Origin of the sequence: Streptomyces sp. CG4 (assembly GCF_041080655.1) — a bacterium.
Lineage (GTDB): Bacteria > Actinomycetota > Actinomycetes > Streptomycetales > Streptomycetaceae > Streptomyces.
On record NZ_CP163525.1, the window covers coordinates 889,373 to 908,242 of the forward strand.

The 18,870-nt window shown below is 69.9% G+C and carries 16 protein-coding genes; 9 read left to right on the top strand and 7 right to left on the bottom strand.

Annotation, left to right across the window (positions count from 1 at the left end):
* Nucleotides 1-123 precede the first annotated feature (123 nt).
* The 3 genes from AB5L52_RS04150 to AB5L52_RS04160 all read left to right on the top strand — a co-directional run bounded on the left by AB5L52_RS04150 (nt 124) and on the right by AB5L52_RS04160 (nt 3,878).
* Nucleotides 124-1,470, top strand: a complete 1,347-nt coding sequence (locus AB5L52_RS04150; RefSeq protein WP_369362655.1) for a CBS domain-containing protein — start codon at nt 124-126, stop codon at nt 1,468-1,470.
* Complete coding sequence (locus AB5L52_RS04155; protein WP_369362656.1) at nt 1,467-2,771, top strand: NRAMP family divalent metal transporter; 1,305 nt, start codon at nt 1,467-1,469, stop codon at nt 2,769-2,771. Before AB5L52_RS04150 ends, AB5L52_RS04155 begins: the two co-directional genes overlap by 4 nt.
* A gap of 738 nt (nt 2,772-3,509) precedes the next feature.
* Nucleotides 3,510-3,878, top strand: coding sequence for a hypothetical protein (locus AB5L52_RS04160; RefSeq protein WP_369362657.1), 369 nt, complete (start codon nt 3,510-3,512; stop codon nt 3,876-3,878).
* Nucleotides 3,879-4,156: 278 nt separating this feature from the next.
* On the opposite strand, the gene AB5L52_RS04165 is transcribed toward AB5L52_RS04160, so the two are convergent.
* On the bottom strand, nt 4,157-4,678 hold the full coding sequence (locus AB5L52_RS04165) for an RICIN domain-containing protein (RefSeq protein WP_369362658.1): 522 nt from the start codon (nt 4,676-4,678) through the stop codon (nt 4,157-4,159).
* Between the two features lie 548 nt (nt 4,679-5,226).
* Here AB5L52_RS04165 and AB5L52_RS04170 point away from each other — a divergent pair.
* On the top strand, nt 5,227-6,483 hold the full coding sequence (locus AB5L52_RS04170; RefSeq protein WP_369362659.1) for an IS256 family transposase: 1,257 nt from the start codon (nt 5,227-5,229) through the stop codon (nt 6,481-6,483).
* Here the strand turns inward: AB5L52_RS04170 and AB5L52_RS04175 are convergent.
* The 6 genes from AB5L52_RS04175 to AB5L52_RS04200 form a co-directional block, all read right to left on the bottom strand.
* Nucleotides 6,480-7,250, bottom strand: coding sequence for an MBL fold metallo-hydrolase (locus AB5L52_RS04175; RefSeq protein WP_369362660.1), 771 nt, complete (start codon nt 7,248-7,250; stop codon nt 6,480-6,482). The genes AB5L52_RS04170 and AB5L52_RS04175 overlap by 4 nt on opposite strands.
* Nucleotides 7,251-7,561: 311 nt before the next feature.
* Nucleotides 7,562-8,665: an NAD(P)-dependent alcohol dehydrogenase gene (locus AB5L52_RS04180; protein WP_369362661.1), complete on the bottom strand. Its 1,104-nt coding sequence runs from the start codon at nt 8,663-8,665 to the stop codon at nt 7,562-7,564.
* A gap of 51 nt (nt 8,666-8,716) precedes the next feature.
* On the bottom strand, nt 8,717-10,171 hold the full coding sequence (locus AB5L52_RS04185; RefSeq protein ID WP_369362662.1) for an aldehyde dehydrogenase: 1,455 nt from the start codon (nt 10,169-10,171) through the stop codon (nt 8,717-8,719).
* A 92-nt stretch (nt 10,172-10,263) separates the two neighbouring features.
* Nucleotides 10,264-11,823: an MFS transporter gene (locus AB5L52_RS04190; protein WP_369362663.1), complete on the bottom strand. Its 1,560-nt coding sequence runs from the start codon at nt 11,821-11,823 to the stop codon at nt 10,264-10,266.
* Nucleotides 11,824-11,871: 48 nt separating this feature from the next.
* Nucleotides 11,872-13,206, bottom strand: a complete 1,335-nt coding sequence (locus AB5L52_RS04195) for an alpha/beta hydrolase (protein ID WP_369362664.1) — start codon at nt 13,204-13,206, stop codon at nt 11,872-11,874.
* Between the two features lie 175 nt (nt 13,207-13,381).
* Complete coding sequence (locus tag AB5L52_RS04200; protein ID WP_351031822.1) at nt 13,382-14,194, bottom strand: PaaX family transcriptional regulator C-terminal domain-containing protein; 813 nt, start codon at nt 14,192-14,194, stop codon at nt 13,382-13,384.
* 127 nt (nt 14,195-14,321) lie between these two features.
* Between AB5L52_RS04200 and AB5L52_RS04205 the strand changes: the two genes are divergently transcribed.
* The 5 genes from AB5L52_RS04205 to AB5L52_RS04225 are packed head-to-tail and all read left to right on the top strand — an operon-like array spanning nt 14,322 to nt 18,864.
* Nucleotides 14,322-15,224: an SDR family oxidoreductase gene (locus tag AB5L52_RS04205; protein ID WP_369362665.1), complete on the top strand. Its 903-nt coding sequence runs from the start codon at nt 14,322-14,324 to the stop codon at nt 15,222-15,224.
* Between the two features lie 14 nt (nt 15,225-15,238).
* On the top strand, nt 15,239-16,111 hold the full coding sequence (locus AB5L52_RS04210) for an amidohydrolase family protein (protein WP_351031817.1): 873 nt from the start codon (nt 15,239-15,241) through the stop codon (nt 16,109-16,111).
* A 22-nt stretch (nt 16,112-16,133) separates the two neighbouring features.
* Nucleotides 16,134-17,627 (top strand): long-chain fatty acid--CoA ligase, encoded by a 1,494-nt coding sequence (locus tag AB5L52_RS04215; RefSeq protein WP_369362666.1) that lies wholly within the window; start codon nt 16,134-16,136, stop codon nt 17,625-17,627.
* Between the two features lie 29 nt (nt 17,628-17,656).
* Nucleotides 17,657-18,112 carry a MaoC family dehydratase gene (locus AB5L52_RS04220; RefSeq protein WP_369362667.1) on the top strand — a complete coding sequence of 152 codons (456 nt, stop codon included), beginning with the start codon at nt 17,657-17,659 and terminating at the stop codon, nt 18,110-18,112.
* A complete protein-coding gene (locus tag AB5L52_RS04225; protein ID WP_369362668.1) occupies nt 18,109-18,864 on the top strand; it encodes an IclR family transcriptional regulator in 756 nt (251 codons plus the stop codon). Before AB5L52_RS04220 ends, AB5L52_RS04225 begins: the two co-directional genes overlap by 4 nt.
* The last annotated feature ends 6 nt before the right edge of the window (nt 18,865-18,870 follow it).

Below are 18,870 nucleotides of genomic sequence, written 5' to 3' on the forward strand. Positions count from 1 at the left end.
CCGGCGTGTGCCCGGCGTGGCTGCCGCCGTCGGTTCGGGGAGGAAGTGCGCCGCCGTGGGCCGCCCGATGCCCCGCCATGCCGGGGCAAGGGGGTGTTCACCTTGGTTGCCCACACTCTGCTCATGTCCACCACCGCTCGCCTGCGTGACCGCCGGGTCAACCTGGAGCGGCGCGCAACCGCCTCCAAGGCGGTCCGCACCTCCCTGGTCTCGCTCGCCGGCCTGATCGGCGGACCCGTCACCAACCAGTCCGGCGACGAGGTCGGCCGCGTCGTCGATGTCGTCGCCCGGCTCTACGGGTCGGACTCGTACCCCCCGGTCACCGGCCTGATCCTGCGCATCGGCCGACGCCGCACCTTTCTCGCCTCGGACGCCATAGGCAAGGTGCACGCCGGGCACGTGCGGCTGAGCACAGCGCGGGTCGACCTGCGCGACTTCGCCCGCCGACCCGGCGAGGTGCTGCTGGCCAAGGACGTGCTCGACCACCAGCTCGTCGACGTGGACGGAGTCCAGGTCACTCGCGCCGCCGATCTGTACCTGGCGCCGCTGGTCGACAAGGTGGTGCTGGTCGGCGTGGACGTCTCCCTGCCCACGCTCCTGCGCCGGCTCGGCCCGCGCCGGTGGCAGGCCCGGCCCACTCCGGAGCGGGTACTGGACTGGCAGGCGGTGGCCCCCTTCGCCGAGCAGGCGACCGAGGGCCCGCCGGAGGTACGGCTGCGCGCCTCTCGGGCCGCGCTGCACCGGCTGCGTCCGGCGGATCTGGCCGACATCCTCGAAGACCTGGGCCGTGCCGAGCGGCAGCAGCTGCTGGGCTGGCTGGCGCCGGAGCAAGCCGCCGACGCGCTGGAGGAGATGGAACCGGCCGAGCTGGAGAACCTGCTGCGCGAGGCGAAGCCGGAGCACGCGGCCCGGCTGGTCGACGAGATGGAGCCGGACGAGGCCACCGACGCGCTGCGCGACCTCACCCGTGAGGAGCGCGAGGCGTTGCTGACGCGCATGCCGTCCAGCGAGGCCGCGGAGCTGCGGCGGCTGCTGGCGCACCGGGAGGGCACCGCGGGCGGCGCCATGACCACCCTTCTGATCACCGCCGGTCGGGACGAGACCGTCGCTCAGGTGCGGGCCCGGCTGGCCGAGCAGGCCGAGCACCGCACCGAGATCGACGCTGTCGCCGTCGTGGACGAGCAGGGCCGCCTGGTCACCGACATCGCGCTGTTCGACCTCGCCGTAGCGGAGGACACCACCCCCGTGGCCGACCTGGTCGCCTGGCGGACGCAGTTCGGCCCACCCGTCACCGTCCGTCCGGACACCGCGCTGACCGCTGCCGCCGATGAGCTGGTCGCCGCCCGCGCTTCCTCACTGCTGGTGGTCGACGACACCGACCGCCCGCTCGGCCGGATCCTGGCCGACGACCTGCTCGACAACCTGCTGCCCGAACGGGGGCGGCTGCACTTTCGGAGGTTCCTGCAGTGACCCGCGACCTCGACACCACCGCGGAAACTCCGGCAGCTGCCACGGCTGCGACGGCCCCCGCACCCCGAACCGGCTGGCGACGCATCACCATGGTCGCGGCGATCGCCGGCCCCGGCCTGGTCGCCGCGAACGCGGGCAACGACGCCGCCGGCATCGCCACCTACGCCTCGGCCGGCTCCCAATTCACGTACGGCACCCTGTTCTTCATGGTGCTGGTCACCATCGCCCTGGTGATGGTGCAGGAGATGGCCGTGCGCCTGGGCGCGCACACCGGCAAGGGCCTCGGGGCGCTGATCCGCGAGCAGTTCAGCCTGCGACTGACCGGCCTGGCGGTGTTCTGCCTGCTGCTGGCCAACACGGGCCTGGTCGTCAGCGAGTTCGCCGGCATCGGCGCCGCGTTCGAACTCCTCGGCGTACCCAAGTGGGCGGTCATCCCGCCGGCCGCGATCCTGCTGTGGTCACTCGTTCTGTTCGGCTCCTACCGGTGGGCCGAACGCATCTTCCTGATCATGTCGCTGGCGTTCTTCGCCTACCCCATCGCGATGATCCTCGGCCACCCGCACTGGGCCGAGGTCGGTACACACCTGGTCGTCCCGCACGTCGAGCCGAACAAGGACTTCATCCTCCTCGCGGTCGCCCTGATCGGCACCACGGTCAGCCCCTACATGCAGTTCTACGCCGCCGCGGGCGTCGTGGACCGGGGCGCCAAGCCGGAGGACTACAAGCTGATCAGGCTGGACGCGGTGACGGGGGCGGTCTTCGCCTGCATCATCAGCCTGACCATCATCATCGCCACCGCCTCCGCCATCGGCGGCACCGGCCCGCTCGACTCCGCCGCCCAGGCCGCCGAAGCCCTCAAACCGGTGGCAGGCCAGAACGCCGAACTCCTCTTCGCCCTCGGCCTGATCGGTGCCTCCGCCCTCGCGGGCGCGGTGGTCCCGCTGTCCGCGAGCTACGCCGTAGGCGAGGCCGCCGGCGTGGAACGCTCCGTCTCCCGCAGCTTCCGCGACGCGCCCCTGTTCCTGGGCCTGTTCACCGCCCAGATCGTCCTCGGCGCGGTGGTCGCCATGACCCCGGTCGACGTCATCCAGCTCCTCATCGGCACCCAAGTCCTCCAGGGCCTGATCAGCCCCATCGTCCTTGTCTACCTGCTGGCCCTGACCAATCGCCGATCCGTGCTCGGCACAGCGGCCAACAGCCCGCGCTACCGCATCGCGGCCACCTCCGTCGTCGTCGGTGTGGCCGCCATGTCCACCATCCTGCTCGTCCAGACGGTCCTGGACTGGTTCGGCCTCGCCTGACCCCACTGCCCGAACTCCTGCCCCCGCCCAAACCCCCACACCGTCGCGGCGCCAGCCGCCAAATCACCGCGAAACGAGACCCGTTGGAGCCGACGGCGACCTGCAACTGTCCGCACTGCCAGCAGCCGGTGACCATCGTCGCTTTGCTGGCCACCCCGGAGGCCGCACGTCCCGCCATGCCCTCCCGGAGGCCGGACATCGTTCCGCTGCGAAGCACTCCATGACCGGCAACTCCAGCGACTTCACCTGACCGTCACCGATCTTCAGGGGGCGCCCACGATCAATGGCCGGGCCTGGACAACAAGAGCCCTGATGTCCTCCGGCTCCAGGGACGCATCATGCGCGGCCTGGTCAGTCCAGACCTCCGAAACCCAGACCGCCTCGGGCTCAGCCGACGTGCTGACGACGTAGTGGACGCGGTTTGTTATTGCAGGGCTGTGACGGGACGGCAAGAGCGTTGTCGAGAACGGCCGAAAGGATGGCATGCACGGGACAGGCATGACCTGCCTGTTTCCACGTCATCTGCTCTTTCTGGGGGGATCAGTTCTGATGCGTTCCACCATGCCTCGCGCAATGGCTTCGGCCGCTGTCGCCTTGTCCGCCATGTTTCTGCTCGGCGCGTGCAGTAGTACCGGTGCTGGTTCTGGTGCCGGTTCGGTTCATGCGAGCGGTTCGGCCGCAGCGGCCCCGGGCAGGGCTCAGCCGACGGCCACCACGGCTGCAGGCGATGGCCAGACAGTGACGGCCGCGTCTGCGAAGAACACCGGCTGCCGGAACCTGGTCGCGACCGCCACGGTCAAGACGGCGGTCACCCGCGCCTACACCAACCACAACTCCCTTTTCCACCACATCAAACCACGCCCGGGCCAGTTCCTGTACGGGCAGTGCGGGGACACACGGTACGCCGCAACCGCCTTCGAACTCACCCCGGGCGCGACGCACCAGGAGCAGATCGGCATCCAGGACGACGGCAGCGCACGCAAGTACTTCATCCTCCGGGACGGCCGGCCCTGGGCCTACAGCCACAGCGCCGCCCCGTTCAGCGGCGGCTGCGTCGGAATCCCCAAAGAGCTTTCCCAGCGGTGGGACAACTGCCCCTCGGAATAACGGCTGACCAGTACCGCGGAGCCAGGATCCGATAGCCGGGTCGGCTGCAGGCAATCCGGCCTGCCGGGGTGGCGGACAGCGATGTCCGCCACCCATGTCTTCTCTGCTGCGCACGGCCACAGCAGAGAAGACGAAGCCCCACCGAAATCCGAACTCACAGTCCTTTACCGGCGGCCAGACACGGAAAGCTGTCCGATTCCCGGGCAGGGAACATGCCCGGTAACCACGAGCGCGAGACCGTCGCCCGGAATGAAACCAGCCGGGCCCCGCAGGGACGTCTACGAAGCAAAGAGCCGCCAGTTCTGGCTCACGCTTCCATTGCAGTCCCTGACCACGGCCTGGCTGTAGCTTCCCGCCATGTCCAGGCACTGCCCCTCGAACAAGGCGTTCTCGAAGATGATGCGGCCCCCGGGACGCCGTTCCTCGTACCAGCGCTGACCGAACTGCGCACTACTGCACCCCTGCAGCGTGACAGCGCCGTGCGAGCCGGAAGGAGCAACACACATTCCGCTCTGCGCACCCACGATGCCCACGGTCTCATCCGCTTGATCAACCAAAGACCACCTCTGGTTGACTCCGCCATTGGCAGCCCAGGTGACCACCGGAGTCCCGCTCACCGCGCCGAAGCCGTAGGCGTCGAGAACCTGCTGAGGACTCGAGTCGTTCGATAGGACACTGTACCCGCTATCCGCCCGCGCACCCGGGAGAATTTCTTGAGCATGCGCGGCAGGGGCACCGAGAGCCAAAAGGCCCAGAACACCGGCACCCGCCACCGCGAGCGGAACGTTCAGGAACTTCATGGAGCAACTCCTCGAAGGTTGAACCAAAAGGGGAATTGCCGAGCACCGAGATACTGTCCCCATCGGACCAGAATCGCAAGAGATAAACTGACACCTTCCAGCCAAAAGATTCACCAACAGGCCGGAAATGCCTCTACGTACCAACCTCATTGATTGAAACGAGAACCCTCCTCATGTGACAACCGCCTGAGAGGGAATCAACTATCTGGCGCGTGAATGGTTGACGGGAAGGTCATTCAAAAGTGCGCCTTTCCCGGTAACGGATCTTCGCTGGCTGTGATCGCCGCGCCGTGCTGTGCGCCGGCCGTCTCCAAGTCCGGGTCCACCTGGGACGGCGACGCGGCCTGGCCACACCCGGACCGCTGGGTCCTCCCGATCCTACGAATGACCGGGCACGATCCCGCCAACACGGTAGGGAGCTTTTTCCTGGAGCAATGCTCAATACCTGTGGATCACTCCTGACGGGAGGAGGCGTACCTTCCCGATGGATCGATCGATAGGTCATCGAGCAAGGCCGACGTTGCCGCGTCGGTCGGGAAGGCACGCCTGTGCTTACGGTAGTCAACGAGGACGGCACCACGCCAAGCGACAGTTCGCTGCTGGATGAGATTGTCCGGGAAGGTGCACAGCGGTTGCTGGCCGCTGCGCTGGAGGCCGAAGTCAACGCCTACATAGCCGAGTTGGCCGATGAGATCGACGACGAGGGGCGCCGCCTGGTGGTCCGCAATGGCTATCACCAGCCCCGAAAAGTCACCACTGCGGCTGGCGCGGTCGATGTGAAGGCGCCGCGGGTGAACGACAAACGCCTCGACGACGCCACGGGCGAGCGCAAGCGGTTCTCCTCCGCGATCCTGCCGCCGTGGTGCCGCAGGTCGCCGAAGATCAGCGAGGTGCTGCCGCTGCTCTACCTGCACGGCCTGTCCTCCGGCGACTTCGTACCCGCCCTGGAGCAGTTCCTCGGCTCGGCAGCCGGGCTCTCGTCGGCGACCGTCACCCGACTCACCCAGCAGTGGCAGACCGATCACGCCGCCTTCATAGACCGTGACCTCGCGGAGGTCGACTACGTGTACGTGTGGGCCGACGGCATCCACCTCAACGTCCGCCTGGAGGAGGCCAAAGCCTGCGTTCTGGTGCTCATCGGGGTCCGCGCCGACGGCTCCAAGGAGCTGGTCGCCCTCAAGGACGGCTATCGCGAGTCGGGCGAATTGTGGGCTGACCTGCTGCGGGACTGCGCCCGCCGGGGCATGCGCGCCCCGGTGCTCGCGGTCGGGGACGGCGCCCTGGGCTTTTGGAAGGCGCTGGCCGAGGTGTTCCCCGAAACCCGCGAGCAGAGGTGCTGGGTTCACAAAACCGCCAATGCCCTCGACTCCATGCCGAAGTCTGCGCAGCCGGGCGCGAAGAAGGCCATCCAGGACATCTACAACGCCGAGGACCGCGACCATGCCGCGGCGGCGATCAAGACGTTCGCCCAGCTCTACGGCGCGAAGTTTCCCAAGGCGGTCAAGAAGATCACCGATGACCAGAAGCAGTTGCTGGCGTTCTACAACTTCCCGGCCGAGCGCTGGATCCACCTGCGCACCACGAACCCCATTGAGTCGACCTTTTCCACCGTCCGGCTGCGGACCAAGGTCACCCACGGGGCCGGCTCCCGCATCGCCGCCCTCGCGATGGTGTTCAAGCTCGTCGAGTCCGCTCAGGCCCGCTGGCGGGCCGTGAATGCACCCCACCTCGTTGCACTCGTCCGCGCTGGGGCCCGCTTTGAACGCGGCTGCCTCGTCGAACGCCCCGAGGCAGCCGCGGCCTAGCCGATCGAGAAGGTGGCGCCGGGGGCGGCGTAGTCGACGAAACCGCAGAACCGCGCCGAGGCACGCGCCAGCGCTTGCTGCGGCGTGAGGAAGCGGCCGACGTGCGTGACGATGAGTCGGCCCGCCCCGGCCGTGCTGGCTGTGTCACCGGTGTCCTCGGGCGTGTGGTGCACCTGTTCGCCCTCGACCGGTGCCTGTGCACTCTCGGCTTCGCACAACAGCACGTCGCATCCCTCGGCCAGCTCCGTGAGGCTCGGGCACGGTGCCGTGTCCCCGGAGTACACCAGTGATCTGCCTGCCGCCTCGATACGCACGGCGAAAGCCGGAATGCCGTGCGACACCGCCCGGCTGGTCAGCCGGAGCGAGCCAATGGCCGCCTGGTGCCCGTCGTGCAACTCGGTAACGGCGAAGGCGGATTCAATCGGGCTGCGGGCTGGAGTGTTGGTGAGAAAGCCAGCCAGCCGGTCGGCGATTCCAGGCGGACCGTAGAGAGGGATAGGCGCTGCGAGGTGGATGTCCGCGTACAGGGCTCCGTAGTACGCGGTGAGCAGGTCCGCGCTGTGATCGGCGTGCAAATGCGAGATCCAGATCGCATCGAGCTCGTCCAGCCGCACATGCTGCTGGAGTGGGCCGAGCGTCCCGCTGCCCGCGTCCACCCAGATACGGGTGTCCCCGCTCGACACCAGATAGCCGGAGCAAGGATTGTGCACGCTCGGGTAGGGCGTTGCGCAGCCCAGGACCGTGAGGCGAAGGAGCTCGTCACTCATCCCAAGATCTTAGAACACACGATCCACAAGTCTTGACGATTACTCGCTTTCCTGGGGCTGTCTTCGGAAAGGTGCCAGAGAATCGGCAGGGCCAGGAGGGCGACTCCGGCGACCATGACACCGGGAATGAGAGTCCACCCAGTGCTGTCGATCAGCGACTGCGAGAGATACGGGGTGAGACCGCCGAAGACGGTTGTGGCCACCGTGGCCACAGCCGGGTGACCGTCGGGTGAATGTTCTACGGGCGCTGATCCGTAACGGGAAGGCGCTACAAACGGTCGCTTCCCGTCGCTGCCGGTTGACCGCAAGAGTTAGAAAGTGAGCACCGGCTTGATGGCCTTGCCGGCGGTCATATCGCGGACGGCCTGGTCGATGTCGGCGAATGGGTAGTGGCTGATCAGGCGGTGGAGGGGGAGGCGGCCGTCGCGGATCAGGCGGACCAGGGCGGGAATGAAGGTCTGAGTCTCGGTGTCGCCAAGGGTCAGGCCGACCACCTTCCGGCCGGGGATCATGGCGTTGACGTCGAGGGACACCTCGGTGCCGAAGGGTGGGGCGCCCACGACGGCCAGGGTGCCCCGGGACGCGAGGGCATCGACGCCTTTGCGGATAACGGCGATGTTGCCGGTGGTCTCCACGATGCCGTCGGCTCCATGATGGTCAGTCAGATCCAAGACTGCTTCGGTGAGATCGGCCTCGGCCGTGTTCACGGTGTGGGTGGCGCCGAGTTCGCAGGCGAGTGCCAGGCGCTCGGGCACCCTGTCGACGGCGATGATCGTGGTCGCGGGGGTGAGGGCCGCCGCCATGATCGAGGAGAGTCCGACCGCGCCGGCGCCGAGCACGACCAGGGTACTGCCCGCCTCAGGCCGGAGCACGTTCCACACGGCGCCCACGCCGGTCTGAACTCCGCAGCCCAGGGGCGCGATCAGCTCAAGGGAGACATCGGGGTCGACCTTCACCAGGCTGCGTTCCTCTACCAGGGCGAGGTGGGCGAAGGATGACTGGCCGAAGAAGTGCCCGCCGAGGGCGGCGCCGTCGCGGATGATGGTGTCACTGCCGTCGCTGCGACAGCCCCCGATGAGGTTCAGCGGCAGCCAGTCGGCGCAGTAGGCGGGATGGCCGTCGCGGCAGTTGCGGCAGCCGCCGCAGGAGGTGAAGGACAGGACGACATGGTCGCCCGGCGCGATGCCGGTGACGGCCGAGCCGACCACCTCGACGACGCCCGCGCCCTCGTGGCCGAGGACCCCGGGCAGCGGGAACGGCAGGGCTCCGGCGGCGACCCCGAGGTCGGTGTGGCAGAGCCCGGCTGCCCGGATCCGCACCAGGGCCTCATGGGGTCGGGGCTCGTCGAGTTCGACGTCGGTGAGGACGAACGGTGCTCCGCCGGACTCGACGACGGCTGCGCGGGTGGTGGGCATGGCTGGGAGCTCCTTGGTGCGAAGCGGTGGGCGGGGGCAAGTGGTGAGGCGTCAGTCCAGGGAGACGACGACGGACTTGGCCTTGGTGTAGGAGGCGAGCGCCTCGGGGCCGTACTCCCGGCCGAAGCCGGAGTCCTTGACGCCGCCGAAGGGGACGGCGGGGTCGAGCATCGCCCAGTCGTTGATCCACACGATGCCCGCCTGGAGGCGGTCGGCGACGCGGTGTGCGCGGGCGAGGTCGGTGGTCTGGATCCCGGAGGCGAGGCCATAGCGAGTGCTGTTGGCGAGTTCCACCGCCTCGTCCTCGGTCTCGAAGGGCTGGACGGTCAGGACCGGGCCGAAGATCTCCTCCTGTACCACCCGGGAGTCGTTGGACAAGTCGGCGATGACGGTGGGCGGGTAGTAGTAACCGCCGTTCAGTTCCAGGCGCTTGCCACCGCACAGGATTCGACCGCCGTCGTGGCGGGCGAGTGCCACGTACTCCTCGACCTTCTTCAGGTGCCGGTCGCCGGCCATCGGCCCGACCACGGTGGCCGGGTCCCGGGGGTCGCCGACCGGGACGCCGGGGACGGCCTCCGCGAGGATTGCGAGCACCGTCTCGTACAGCGGCCTGGCGACCAGCAGCCGGGGCCCGCCCATGCAGAACTGGCCGGTGTTGAAGACGAACGCCTTGATGACGGCGCCGATCGCCTTGTCCAGGTCAGCGTCCTCGAAGACGAGATGGGCCGCGTTGCCGCCGAGTTCGAGGGTGACCTGCTTGAGTGCCTCGCCTGCCACGCTCGCGGCGTGCCGGCCGATCGCGGTCGAGCCGGTGAACGCGACCTTGTCGATTCCGGGGTGCCTGAGCAGTGCCTCACCGGCCACCGGTCCGGCGCCGGTGACGACGTTGACGACGCCGTCGGGAAGGCCTGCCCGGTGAAACAGGCCCGCCATGAACAGGGCGCTCAGCGGCGTCTCGTCGGCCGGCTTGTGGACGACCGTGTTGCCGGCTGCGAGAGCCGGTCCGATCTTCGAACTGGACAGGATCAACGGGAAGTTGAACGGGGTGATGGCCGCCACGACGCCGAGCGGGCCGCGCCGGGTGTAGGCGAAGGCGTTGAGCGGGGTGTCGCGGGTGGCTCCGTCCAGGGTCTGGGCGAGGGCTGCGTAGTATTCGTACTGGTCGGCGGCGGTCTCGACGTCCACGGGCCGGCAGAGTGAGACGGGCTTGCCGACGTCCAGGCTCTCCAGGGCCGTGAGCTCGTCGGCGTTCTCCCGGATCAGCTGGGCGATCCGGTGCAGCATCCGGCCGCGCCCGCGCCCGCTCATCGCGGCCCACGGGCCCTGCTCGAAAGCCTCCCGGGCGGCACGCACCGCCGCGTCGACGTCGGCCGCGCCGGCCTCGGCGACGGTGGTGGCCACCCGACCGGTGGACGGGTCGATCACCTCGGTCCGCGAGCCGTTGGACGACTCACGCCACTGCCCGCCGATGAACAGGCGGCCGGGCTCGATCTCGAAGGTGCTCATGGCGGCTTGGATCCTCTCGGCGATCGGCACATCTGACGGAACGACAGGTCGACCAGTTTCGCCACGCCCTGTCCAAGGCCTGGCGCGCCCTGTCATGACTCCTTTCGCAGCTCGCCGCCGCGCAGGGCGAGGATGACCAGGAGGCAGGCTGCCAGGGCGGCGCTGCCGCAGACCAGGAAGCCGATGGAGTAGCCGTGGCCGAGGGCGTCGAGGGCCAGGGGTGCGGCCTGGCCGGGCGGGGAGGTGGGCGGGACGGAGTTGACGGCCAGTGGGCCGGCCGCCGCCGCTACCTCGCCGGCTGCCGCCTTGGCGCCTGCGGGCAGGGCGGAGTGCGCGAGGGCGGTGTTGAAGCGGGAGGCGGCGGAGCTGAGGGCGATCGCGCCGATGATGGCGGGGCCCAGGGTGAAGCCGAAGTCGCGCAGCTGGTTGGTGGTGGCGCTGGCCATGCCCTCCAGGGCGGCCGGCACGGTGTTGACGGCGGTGGCGGTGATCGAGGAGACGGTGAGGGCGAAGCCGACGCCGACCAGGCCGAGCGGCAGCACCAGCGAGGTCAGCGCGCGGTCGTCGACGGGCAGCGCGGCGGCCCAGAAGTCGCCGGCTGCGATCAGGATCAGGCCGATCGCCAGCAGACGGCGGGCCGGGACACGGGCGAGCAGCCGGGAGGTGAGCGGGGTCATCACCAGGGTGAGGCCGTTGAGCAACAGGAAGGCGACGGAGGTGCGCAGCGGGCTCTGGTGCTGGATGGGGCCCAGCCGGATGCTGGTGGCGTAGGCCGTGCCGAGGAAGCCGAACATGCCGACCACCGCCACCACGGACGCCACCGCGAAGGGCCGGTTGGTGAAGAGGTCGAGGCGGAGCAGCGGTGAGGCGGCCCGCCGTTCGGCGAGGACGAACAGCACCAGGCAGACGGCGGCCAGCGCGAAGGTGACGACGACGGGCGCCGAGCCCCAGCCGTCGGTGGGGCCCTGGATGACGGCGTAGAGGAGGGCGAACAGGCCGACGCCGATGGTCAGCTGGCCGCCGAGGTCGAGGGAACGCCCCTCGGGGGAGCTGGAGTTGTGTGCGGTGAGCTGGCTCACCAGGGCGCTGACAGCGGCCAGGATCGCCACCACGATGAAGGACCAGCGCCAGGATCCGTAGCTGCCGGTCAGCCCGCCGAGCAGGGGCGCGAGTGCGCCGCCGGTGGAGAGGAAGGCGGCCCAGAGGGCGATGACCTTGGCGCGGTCGCCGTGGCTTCGGGTGCCGGCGACGACCATGGCCAGGGTGGTCGGGAAGAGCGCGGCCGCGCCGAGACCGGCCAGGGCCTGGCCGACCCACAGCAGGTGGACGCCGTTGGCCGTCGCGGCCACGGCCTCACCGGCGACCATCAGCAGCGCGCCGCCGACCAGGAGACGCTTGCGACCGAAGAGGTCGCCGAGCACGCCGAAGGTGAGCTCCAGGACGCTGATGGGGAGCAGGAAGGCGTCGGAGATCCAGGTGAGCTGCGAGCCGATGGGGTGGAGGTGCTCCTGGAACAGGCCGTTGAGGGTGGCGGGTACGGCCACGCCGATCTGCGCGAGACAGACGGCGAGACAGCAGGCGATCAGGGTGCCGGTGGCGAGCCGGTCGGCGGTTCTCGTCTCGGGCGGGGAGGTGCGCGTGGGTGCGGACATGACGGCTCCGGGGAAGTGGTGGGGGGCGCCGGCTGGCGAGGGGGTGCGTCAGCGGGTGACGAGGCGCGCGGGGCGGTAGGTGACGAAGGCCGTGGTTCCGGCGGGCCGGTCGGCGGTCAGGGCCGCGGCGCTGGTGTCCCCCCAGTGCCCGGTGTCGATCCGGCGGACCACGGCGTGCAGGCCGGCGAGGACCTCGTCGGGGGTGAAGTTGCAGTGGCCCTGGCGGGCGACGTAGGCCTGGCGCAGCAGCGCGCCGTCGCCGGCGGCGCGGACACGGGCCGCGAAGGCGTTCTCCTGCTCGACGGGGACCAGTTGGTCGGCGGTGGTGTGGATGTCGAGCAGCGGCACGTCCAGGCCCTGGCCCGCGGTGGAGGTCCACTCCATCCAAGCGGTCGCACCCGGGTCCGGCTGGTGTGCGGGGGCGGCGTGGAGGGTGGCGAGGTCTTCGTCGAGGTCGAGACCGGCGGCCTGGTAGAGGGCGCGGACCTCGGCGCGGTGGGGTGAACTCGCCAGCAGGGAGTGCCAGTTCAGTCCGGCGGTGGAACCGCTGTCGCCGCCGGCGGCCTGTTCGATCGAGTAGCGGCCGGTGATGATGAAGTTGAGCTGTCCGGCCGCCAGCCAGTCGTACTGCTGCGCCTCCTGGCCGGCCGCGTCGTCGCCGGCCGGCGGGTTCTGACCGGGGGCCCAGTCCGGCAGGTTGAGGTAGGCCGCCGCCAGCGCGATGCGGGCGCGGCCCTGGGGGGTGGTCTGCGCGGCTTTGACGGCGTTGGTCAAGGTGCTCGCGGTGGCGGCGGCCGCGGCCTGGCTGGGGTAGTTCGTGAGGCTGAGCCGGTCGGCGGGGTCGAGCAGCGTGGCGAGGACGGTCTCGGCGGCGAGCTGGTAGTTGTCCAGGTCGACACCGCCGGCGACCAGTCCGCACAGTCCGAGCGAGCCGGCCACCCGTCCGTACGAGTCGCGGGCGATCTGCGCGTTGATCAGGCCACCCATGGACAGGCCGACGGAGATCGTGCGGGTCGGGCGGCCGACGGTGGCGGTGAAGGCGTCGATGGTCTGGAACTGGTCGCGTTCCGCGCTGCCGAGGGCCCACCAGGAGCCGTTCGGGTCGTAGGAGGAGCCGACGAGCGCGTAGCCCTCGGCGAGCAGTGCGGAGGCGGCGGCCGAGCTGGGGGCGTCAGCGGCCTGGGTGGGTCCGAAGCCGTGGCTGTACAGCAGCAGGGTGCCGTTCCAGTCCGCCGGGATGTCGGCGACCCAGGTGGCGCCGTCGGCGAGCGTGCCGGTGCGGTGGACGGTCGTGGTGTCGGCGTGGGCCGCGACCGCGGGGGCCGCGGCGAGGGCGAGGGCGGTGCAGGCGACGGTGAGTCGACGCGCGAGGCGTGTGCGCATGGCGGGGTGGTCCTTCTCGGAGGTGGGTTCGGAAGGAGCTGGGGAAGTGCCTCAGCGGCAGCGCCGGCGCGGGCTGAGAGCCCGTCGAATGTAGGGCGATTTTTTGGCGACGGTCAAGACAATGCCCAAGATTGACCGATCGCGGCGCCTTGGATCGACATCGCGGGAGATCGCGTCAGTGCGCCGGGATCGCGTCCAGGACTCGCCGGGCCTCCGCCCGCGCGGCGGCGGCGCAGCGTTGGGCCAGGGTGTGGAACAGCTCCTCGGCGCGGATCGCCGGCCAGTCGGCGGGCAGGTGCTCGGCGGGCAGGTGCGGGTCGCGACGAACCAGCTCGAGCCAGTCGGTGTGCAGCAGCAGCTGCCCGCCCAGCGGATCCGCGCCACCTGCGTCAGGCTCGCTCCAGCGATCCAGGAAGGCGTGGTACTCGGCGGCGATCGACTTGGTGTCGAAGGCCGACTCCACCACCTGCGCGACCTCCGTCGGCTCCAGGACCGTGCCGCGGAAGACCCGGAGGTGAGCGGCGAGGGACAGGTCCTCCAGCAGCGCGTTGACGTCCACGACGCCGGGCGCGACCCACAGGCCGCTCTGCAGCGGCCCGAAACCGCCCCAGGTCAGCCGGGAGCGCAGATCGTGCCGCTCGCGCCGCCAGGCCTCGGGAAGGGAGAAGCCGACCAGCGTCCACTGGCCGTCCCAGTCGCGGTTGACCGCGCCGGTGTGCCAGATGCGGTCGTGCCCGTCCTGCAGCACGGCGACGGCGCGCGGGGTCAGCGCGAAGTACATCTTCCGGCCCTGGCGGTGCCGCTCCAGCAGGCCGCGGTTGACCATGCGGGTGAGGGTCGAGCGAACGGCCTCCTCGGTGACGCCGATCCTCGCGAACACGTCGATCACGCAGGCGGAGGACAGGGCGATCTCCTGGCCGAGCACATGGATGCCGAAGAAGCTGAGCATCAGCGACTGGGGACGCGGGGCGAGATCGGGACTGGTCACGGGCACAGCGTAGGGCGCCCGGGCGGCGGTTGTGCGGAGGCATCCAAATATTCGGCAGATTCATTGACGGCCGATAGAAATCTGCCTAAGTTGAGCCCACCGACAACCCCAGCCAAGGAGCAGTCCCATGGATCTGAGTGGCAAGGTCGCCGTCGTCACCGGCAGCGGCCGCGGCCTCGGACTCGCCTACGCCAAGGCCCTCGCCGCAGCAGGCGCGGCCGTCGTGGTCAACGACGTCGACGCGGATGCGGCGGCCGCCGCCGTCAAGGAGATCGAGTCCGCCGGCGGCCGAGCGGTCACGGAGGTCGCCGCCGTCGGCAGCACCGAGGCCGCCGAGGCCCTGGTCGCCCGCGCCGTCGAGGCCTTCGGGCGGCTGGACGTCATGGTCACCAATGCGGGCGTGCTGCGCGACCGGGTGCTCTGGAAGATGACCGACGAGGACTTCGACACCGTCGTCCAGGTCCATCTGCGCGGCACCTTCACCTGCGTCCGGGCCGCGGTCGAGCGGATGCGCGAGCAGGGCGAGGGCGGGCGGATCATCGTCGCCGGCTCCCCCGCCGGACAGCGCGGCAACTTCGGCCAGACCAACTACTCCGCCGCCAAGGCCGGCATCGCCGCCATGGTGCGCACCTGGGCGATGGAGCTGGCCAGGGCCGGCATCACCGCCAACGCCGTGATCCCCGTCGCGGCCACGGCGATGACCAAGACCATCCCCGCCTTCGCCCCGCACGTCGACGCCCTGGAGCAGCACGGCACCCCGCTGCCCGACAGCCTGCGCAAGGGCGAGGGCTTCGGCACGCCGGAGGACGTCGCCCCGCTGATCACCTTCCTCGCCTCCGACGCCTCCGCCGAGGTCACCGGGCAGTGCATCGGCATCGGCGGTGACAAGCTGGCCCTGTGGTCGCACCCGCAGGAACTCTCCGTCGCCTACGCTGACGGCGGCTGGAACGCGGACGCCATCGCCGCCGCCTGGCCGGTCTCCGTCGGGCGCGTGCCGGAGACCTACGGCATCCCGGCGCCCCGCATCTGATGGGAGTCCGCCCGATGAACGTGGACGAACTCGTCGCCATCGACGTCCATACGCATGCCGAGGTGTCCTCGCGCGGCCAGGGGTCGCTCTCCGAGGAGCTGGACACCGCCGCCGGGACGTACTTCAAGGCGGAGCGCCGCCGCCCGACCCTGCCGGAGATCGCCGTGTACTACCGCGAGCGGAGGATGGCCTGCGTGGTCTTCACCGTGGACGCCGAGGCGGCCACCGGCACCCCGGCCGTCCCCAACGAGGAGGTCGCGGAGGCGGCACGGGAGAACCCCGATGTGATCATCCCCTTCGCGAGCGTCGACCCGTACAAGGGGAAGATGGCCGTGCGGCAGATCCGCAGGCTGGTCGACGAGTACGGGGTCAGGGGCTTCAAGTTCCACCCCAACGTCCAGGCCTTCCACCCCAACGACCGGATGGCCTACTCGCTGTACGAGGCCATCGAGGAGGCCGGCGCGATCGCCGTCTTCCACACCGGCCAGACCGGGATCGGAGCCGGCGCACCCGGCGGTGGCGGCATCCGGCTCAGGTACTCCAACCCGATGCTGGTGGACGACGTCGCCGTCGACTTCCCCGGGATGCCGATCATCCTCGCCCACCCCTCCTTCCCCTGGCAGGACGAGGCGTTGGCGGTGGCCACCCACAAGCCGCAGGTGTACATCGACCTGTCCGGCTGGTCCCCGAAGTACTTCCCGCCACAGTTGGTGCAGTACGCCAACAGCCTGCTCAAGGACAAGGTGCTGTTCGGCTCCGACTACCCACTGATCAGCCCGGACCGCTGGCTCGCCGACTTCGCCAAGCTCCCTGTCAAGGACGAGGTCCGTCCGAAGATCCTCAAGGAGAATGCCGCCCGGCTGCTCGGCCTCGACAAGCAGCAGTGACGCCAGACAAGGGAGTCCCGCGTTGCAGAACCAAGGCATCGGGTCCTGGCCCGCCCGCCGGGCCCGCAAGACCCCGCACCGCACCGCTCTGCTCCACGAGGAGCGCGCCACCAGCTACGCCGAGCTGTACAACCGTGCCACCCGCCTCGCCCACCTGCTGCGCACACGCGGCGTGCGGCACGGCGATCGCGTGGCCTTCCTCGGGCCGAACCACCCCGCCTTCCTGGAGGCCCTGTTCGCCGCCGGGCAGCTCGGCGCGGTCTTCGTCCCGCTCAACACCCGCCTCGCCGTGCCTGAGCTTCGCTACCAGCTCCAGGACTCGGGCAGCAGCCTGCTGCTGACGGCACGTCGGTCCGATGCTGCCGAACTCGCCGGGGATGCCGAGCTGTTGGAGGCCGAGGGCGAGTCCTATGAGGCGCTTCTGGCCGAAGCCTGCGTCGAGCCGCTCGACATGCCGGTCGGTCCGGACGACCTGTGCATGATCATGTACACCTCGGGGACCACCGGTCGCCCCAAGGGTGCCATGCTCACCCATGGCAACATCGTCTGGAACAGCCTCAACGTCCTGGTCGACGTAGACCTCTCGACCGACGAGGTCGCCCTGGTCAGCGCGCCGCTGTTCCACACCGCCGCACTCAACATGACCTGCCTGCCCACCCTGCTGAAGGGCGGCACGGTCGTGCTGGAGTCCGCCTTCGACCCCATTCGAACCCTCCAGCTGATCGAACGCCACCGGATCACCTGCCTGTTCGGTGTCCCCACGATGTACGACGCGATGGCCGCCGAGCCCGGCTGGGCGGAGGCCGACCTCAGCAGCCTGCGCAACCTGCTCTGCGGGGGCGCGCCCGTCCCGGCCCGGACCATCCGGCGCTACCTCGACCGGGGCCTGGCCTTCGTCCAGGGCTACGGAATGACCGAGGCCTCACCCGGCGTCCTGCTGCTCGACCGTCAGGACGCGCTGGCCCACGCCGGAACGGCGGGCGTACCGCACTTCTTCACGGACGTACGGGTGTTGGACCCGTTCGGCGATCCGGTCGGGGTGGACGAGCCGGGAGAGGTGCTGGTCGCCGGGCCCAATGTCACGCCCGGCTACTGGGGCCGTCCCGCGGAGAACGCCACCGCCTTCCGCGATGGTCACTGGTTCCGCTCCGGCGACATCGCCGCGGTGAACGCCGAGGGCTACATCCGGCTGGTGGACCGGCTGAAGGACATGTTCATCTCCGGCGGCGAGAACGTCTACCCGGCTGAGGTCGAGGATGCATTGCTGGAGCACCCGGCCGTCGCGGAGTGCGCGGTCTTCGGCGTGCCCGACGAGAAATGGGGCGAGGTCGGTCGCGCCGTCGTCGTCCTGCGGCCCGGCGCCGAGGCGAGCGCCGAGGAGCTCACCGCCCACCTGGGCGGGCGGCTCGCCCGCTACAAGATCCCCAAGTCGGTGGTCTTCGCCCAGGCCCTCCCGCGAAGCGGCGCGGGAAAGCTGCTCAAGGCCCCGCTCCGGGCCGCCTACGTGCAGCGCTGACCCCTGGACCCCAACAGAGAGGCTTCCCCATGTCCCGTACCGTCAACGGCATCGCCGAACTATTCCAACTCGGCGCCACCGACCTCGGCCACAGCGAGTGGCTGGAGATCACCCAGGAGCGGGTGAACACCTTCGCCGACGCCACCGACGACCATCAGTGGATCCATGTCGACGTCGAGCGCGCCAAGACCGGCCCCTTCGGCGGCACCATCGCCCACGGCTACCTGAGCCTCTCGCTGCTCATCCCGCTGTGGAGCGAACTGCTGGAGGTCCAGGGCATCGGGATGGCCGTCAACTACGGCCTCAACAAGGTTCGTTTCCCCTCCCCCGTCCGGGTCGGCGCCAAGATCCGCGCCCATGGCGCGATCGTCTCGGTCGCCGATGTCAAGGGCGGCGCGGAGGTCACCGTCGATCTGACCGTCGAGATCGACGGTCAGCCCAAGCCCGCCGCCGTCGCCCAGGCCGTCTACCGATTCTACGCGTGACCGACCAGGCCTCCCGTTCGGCCGCCGACCGGCTGCTCGCCGTGCTGGCGGCCTTCGGGCATGCCAGCCCGGCTCTGTCGCTGACCGAGATCAGCCGGCGCGCCGGCCTCACCCTGCCGACCACGCACCGTCTCGTCGGGCTGCTGACGGCATGGGGTGCGCTTGAGCGTGACCCGGACGGGACCTACCACATCGGCCTGCGGCTGTGGGAGCTCGGCTCCCTCGCCCCTCGCGGCCTCGCACTGCGCGAGGTCGCGATGCCATTTCTGGAGGACCTGTACGAGGCCACCCATGAGAACGTGCAACTCGCGGTGCGAGACGGTCTTGAGGTCGTCTACATCGAGCGGATCTCGGGCCGCTCGGCCGTGGGTGTGCGTACCGAGGTCGGCGCGCGGTGGCCGCTGCACGCGACCGGCGTCGGTCTGGTGCTGCTGGCCCACAGCGCCCCGGAGGTCCAGGAGCGATACCTGGCCGGGAAGTTGACCGCCTTCACGCCGTACACGGTGACCGATCCGGTGCAGTTGCGGCGGATTCTCGCCGAAGTACGCCGGGTGGGCCTGTCGGTGAGTGATCGTCAGATCACCGCTGACGCCATGTCGGTGGCGGCGCCGGTGCGAGGTGCGCGGGGACAGGTGGTGGCTTCCGTGTCCGTCGTGGTGCCGGTCGAGGGCGCCGCGCCGAGCGCGCTCGCGCCTGCCGTCCGGGTCGCCGGGCTGGGCATCTCCCGAGGCCTCGGACGGACTTCCACCTGACGGAAG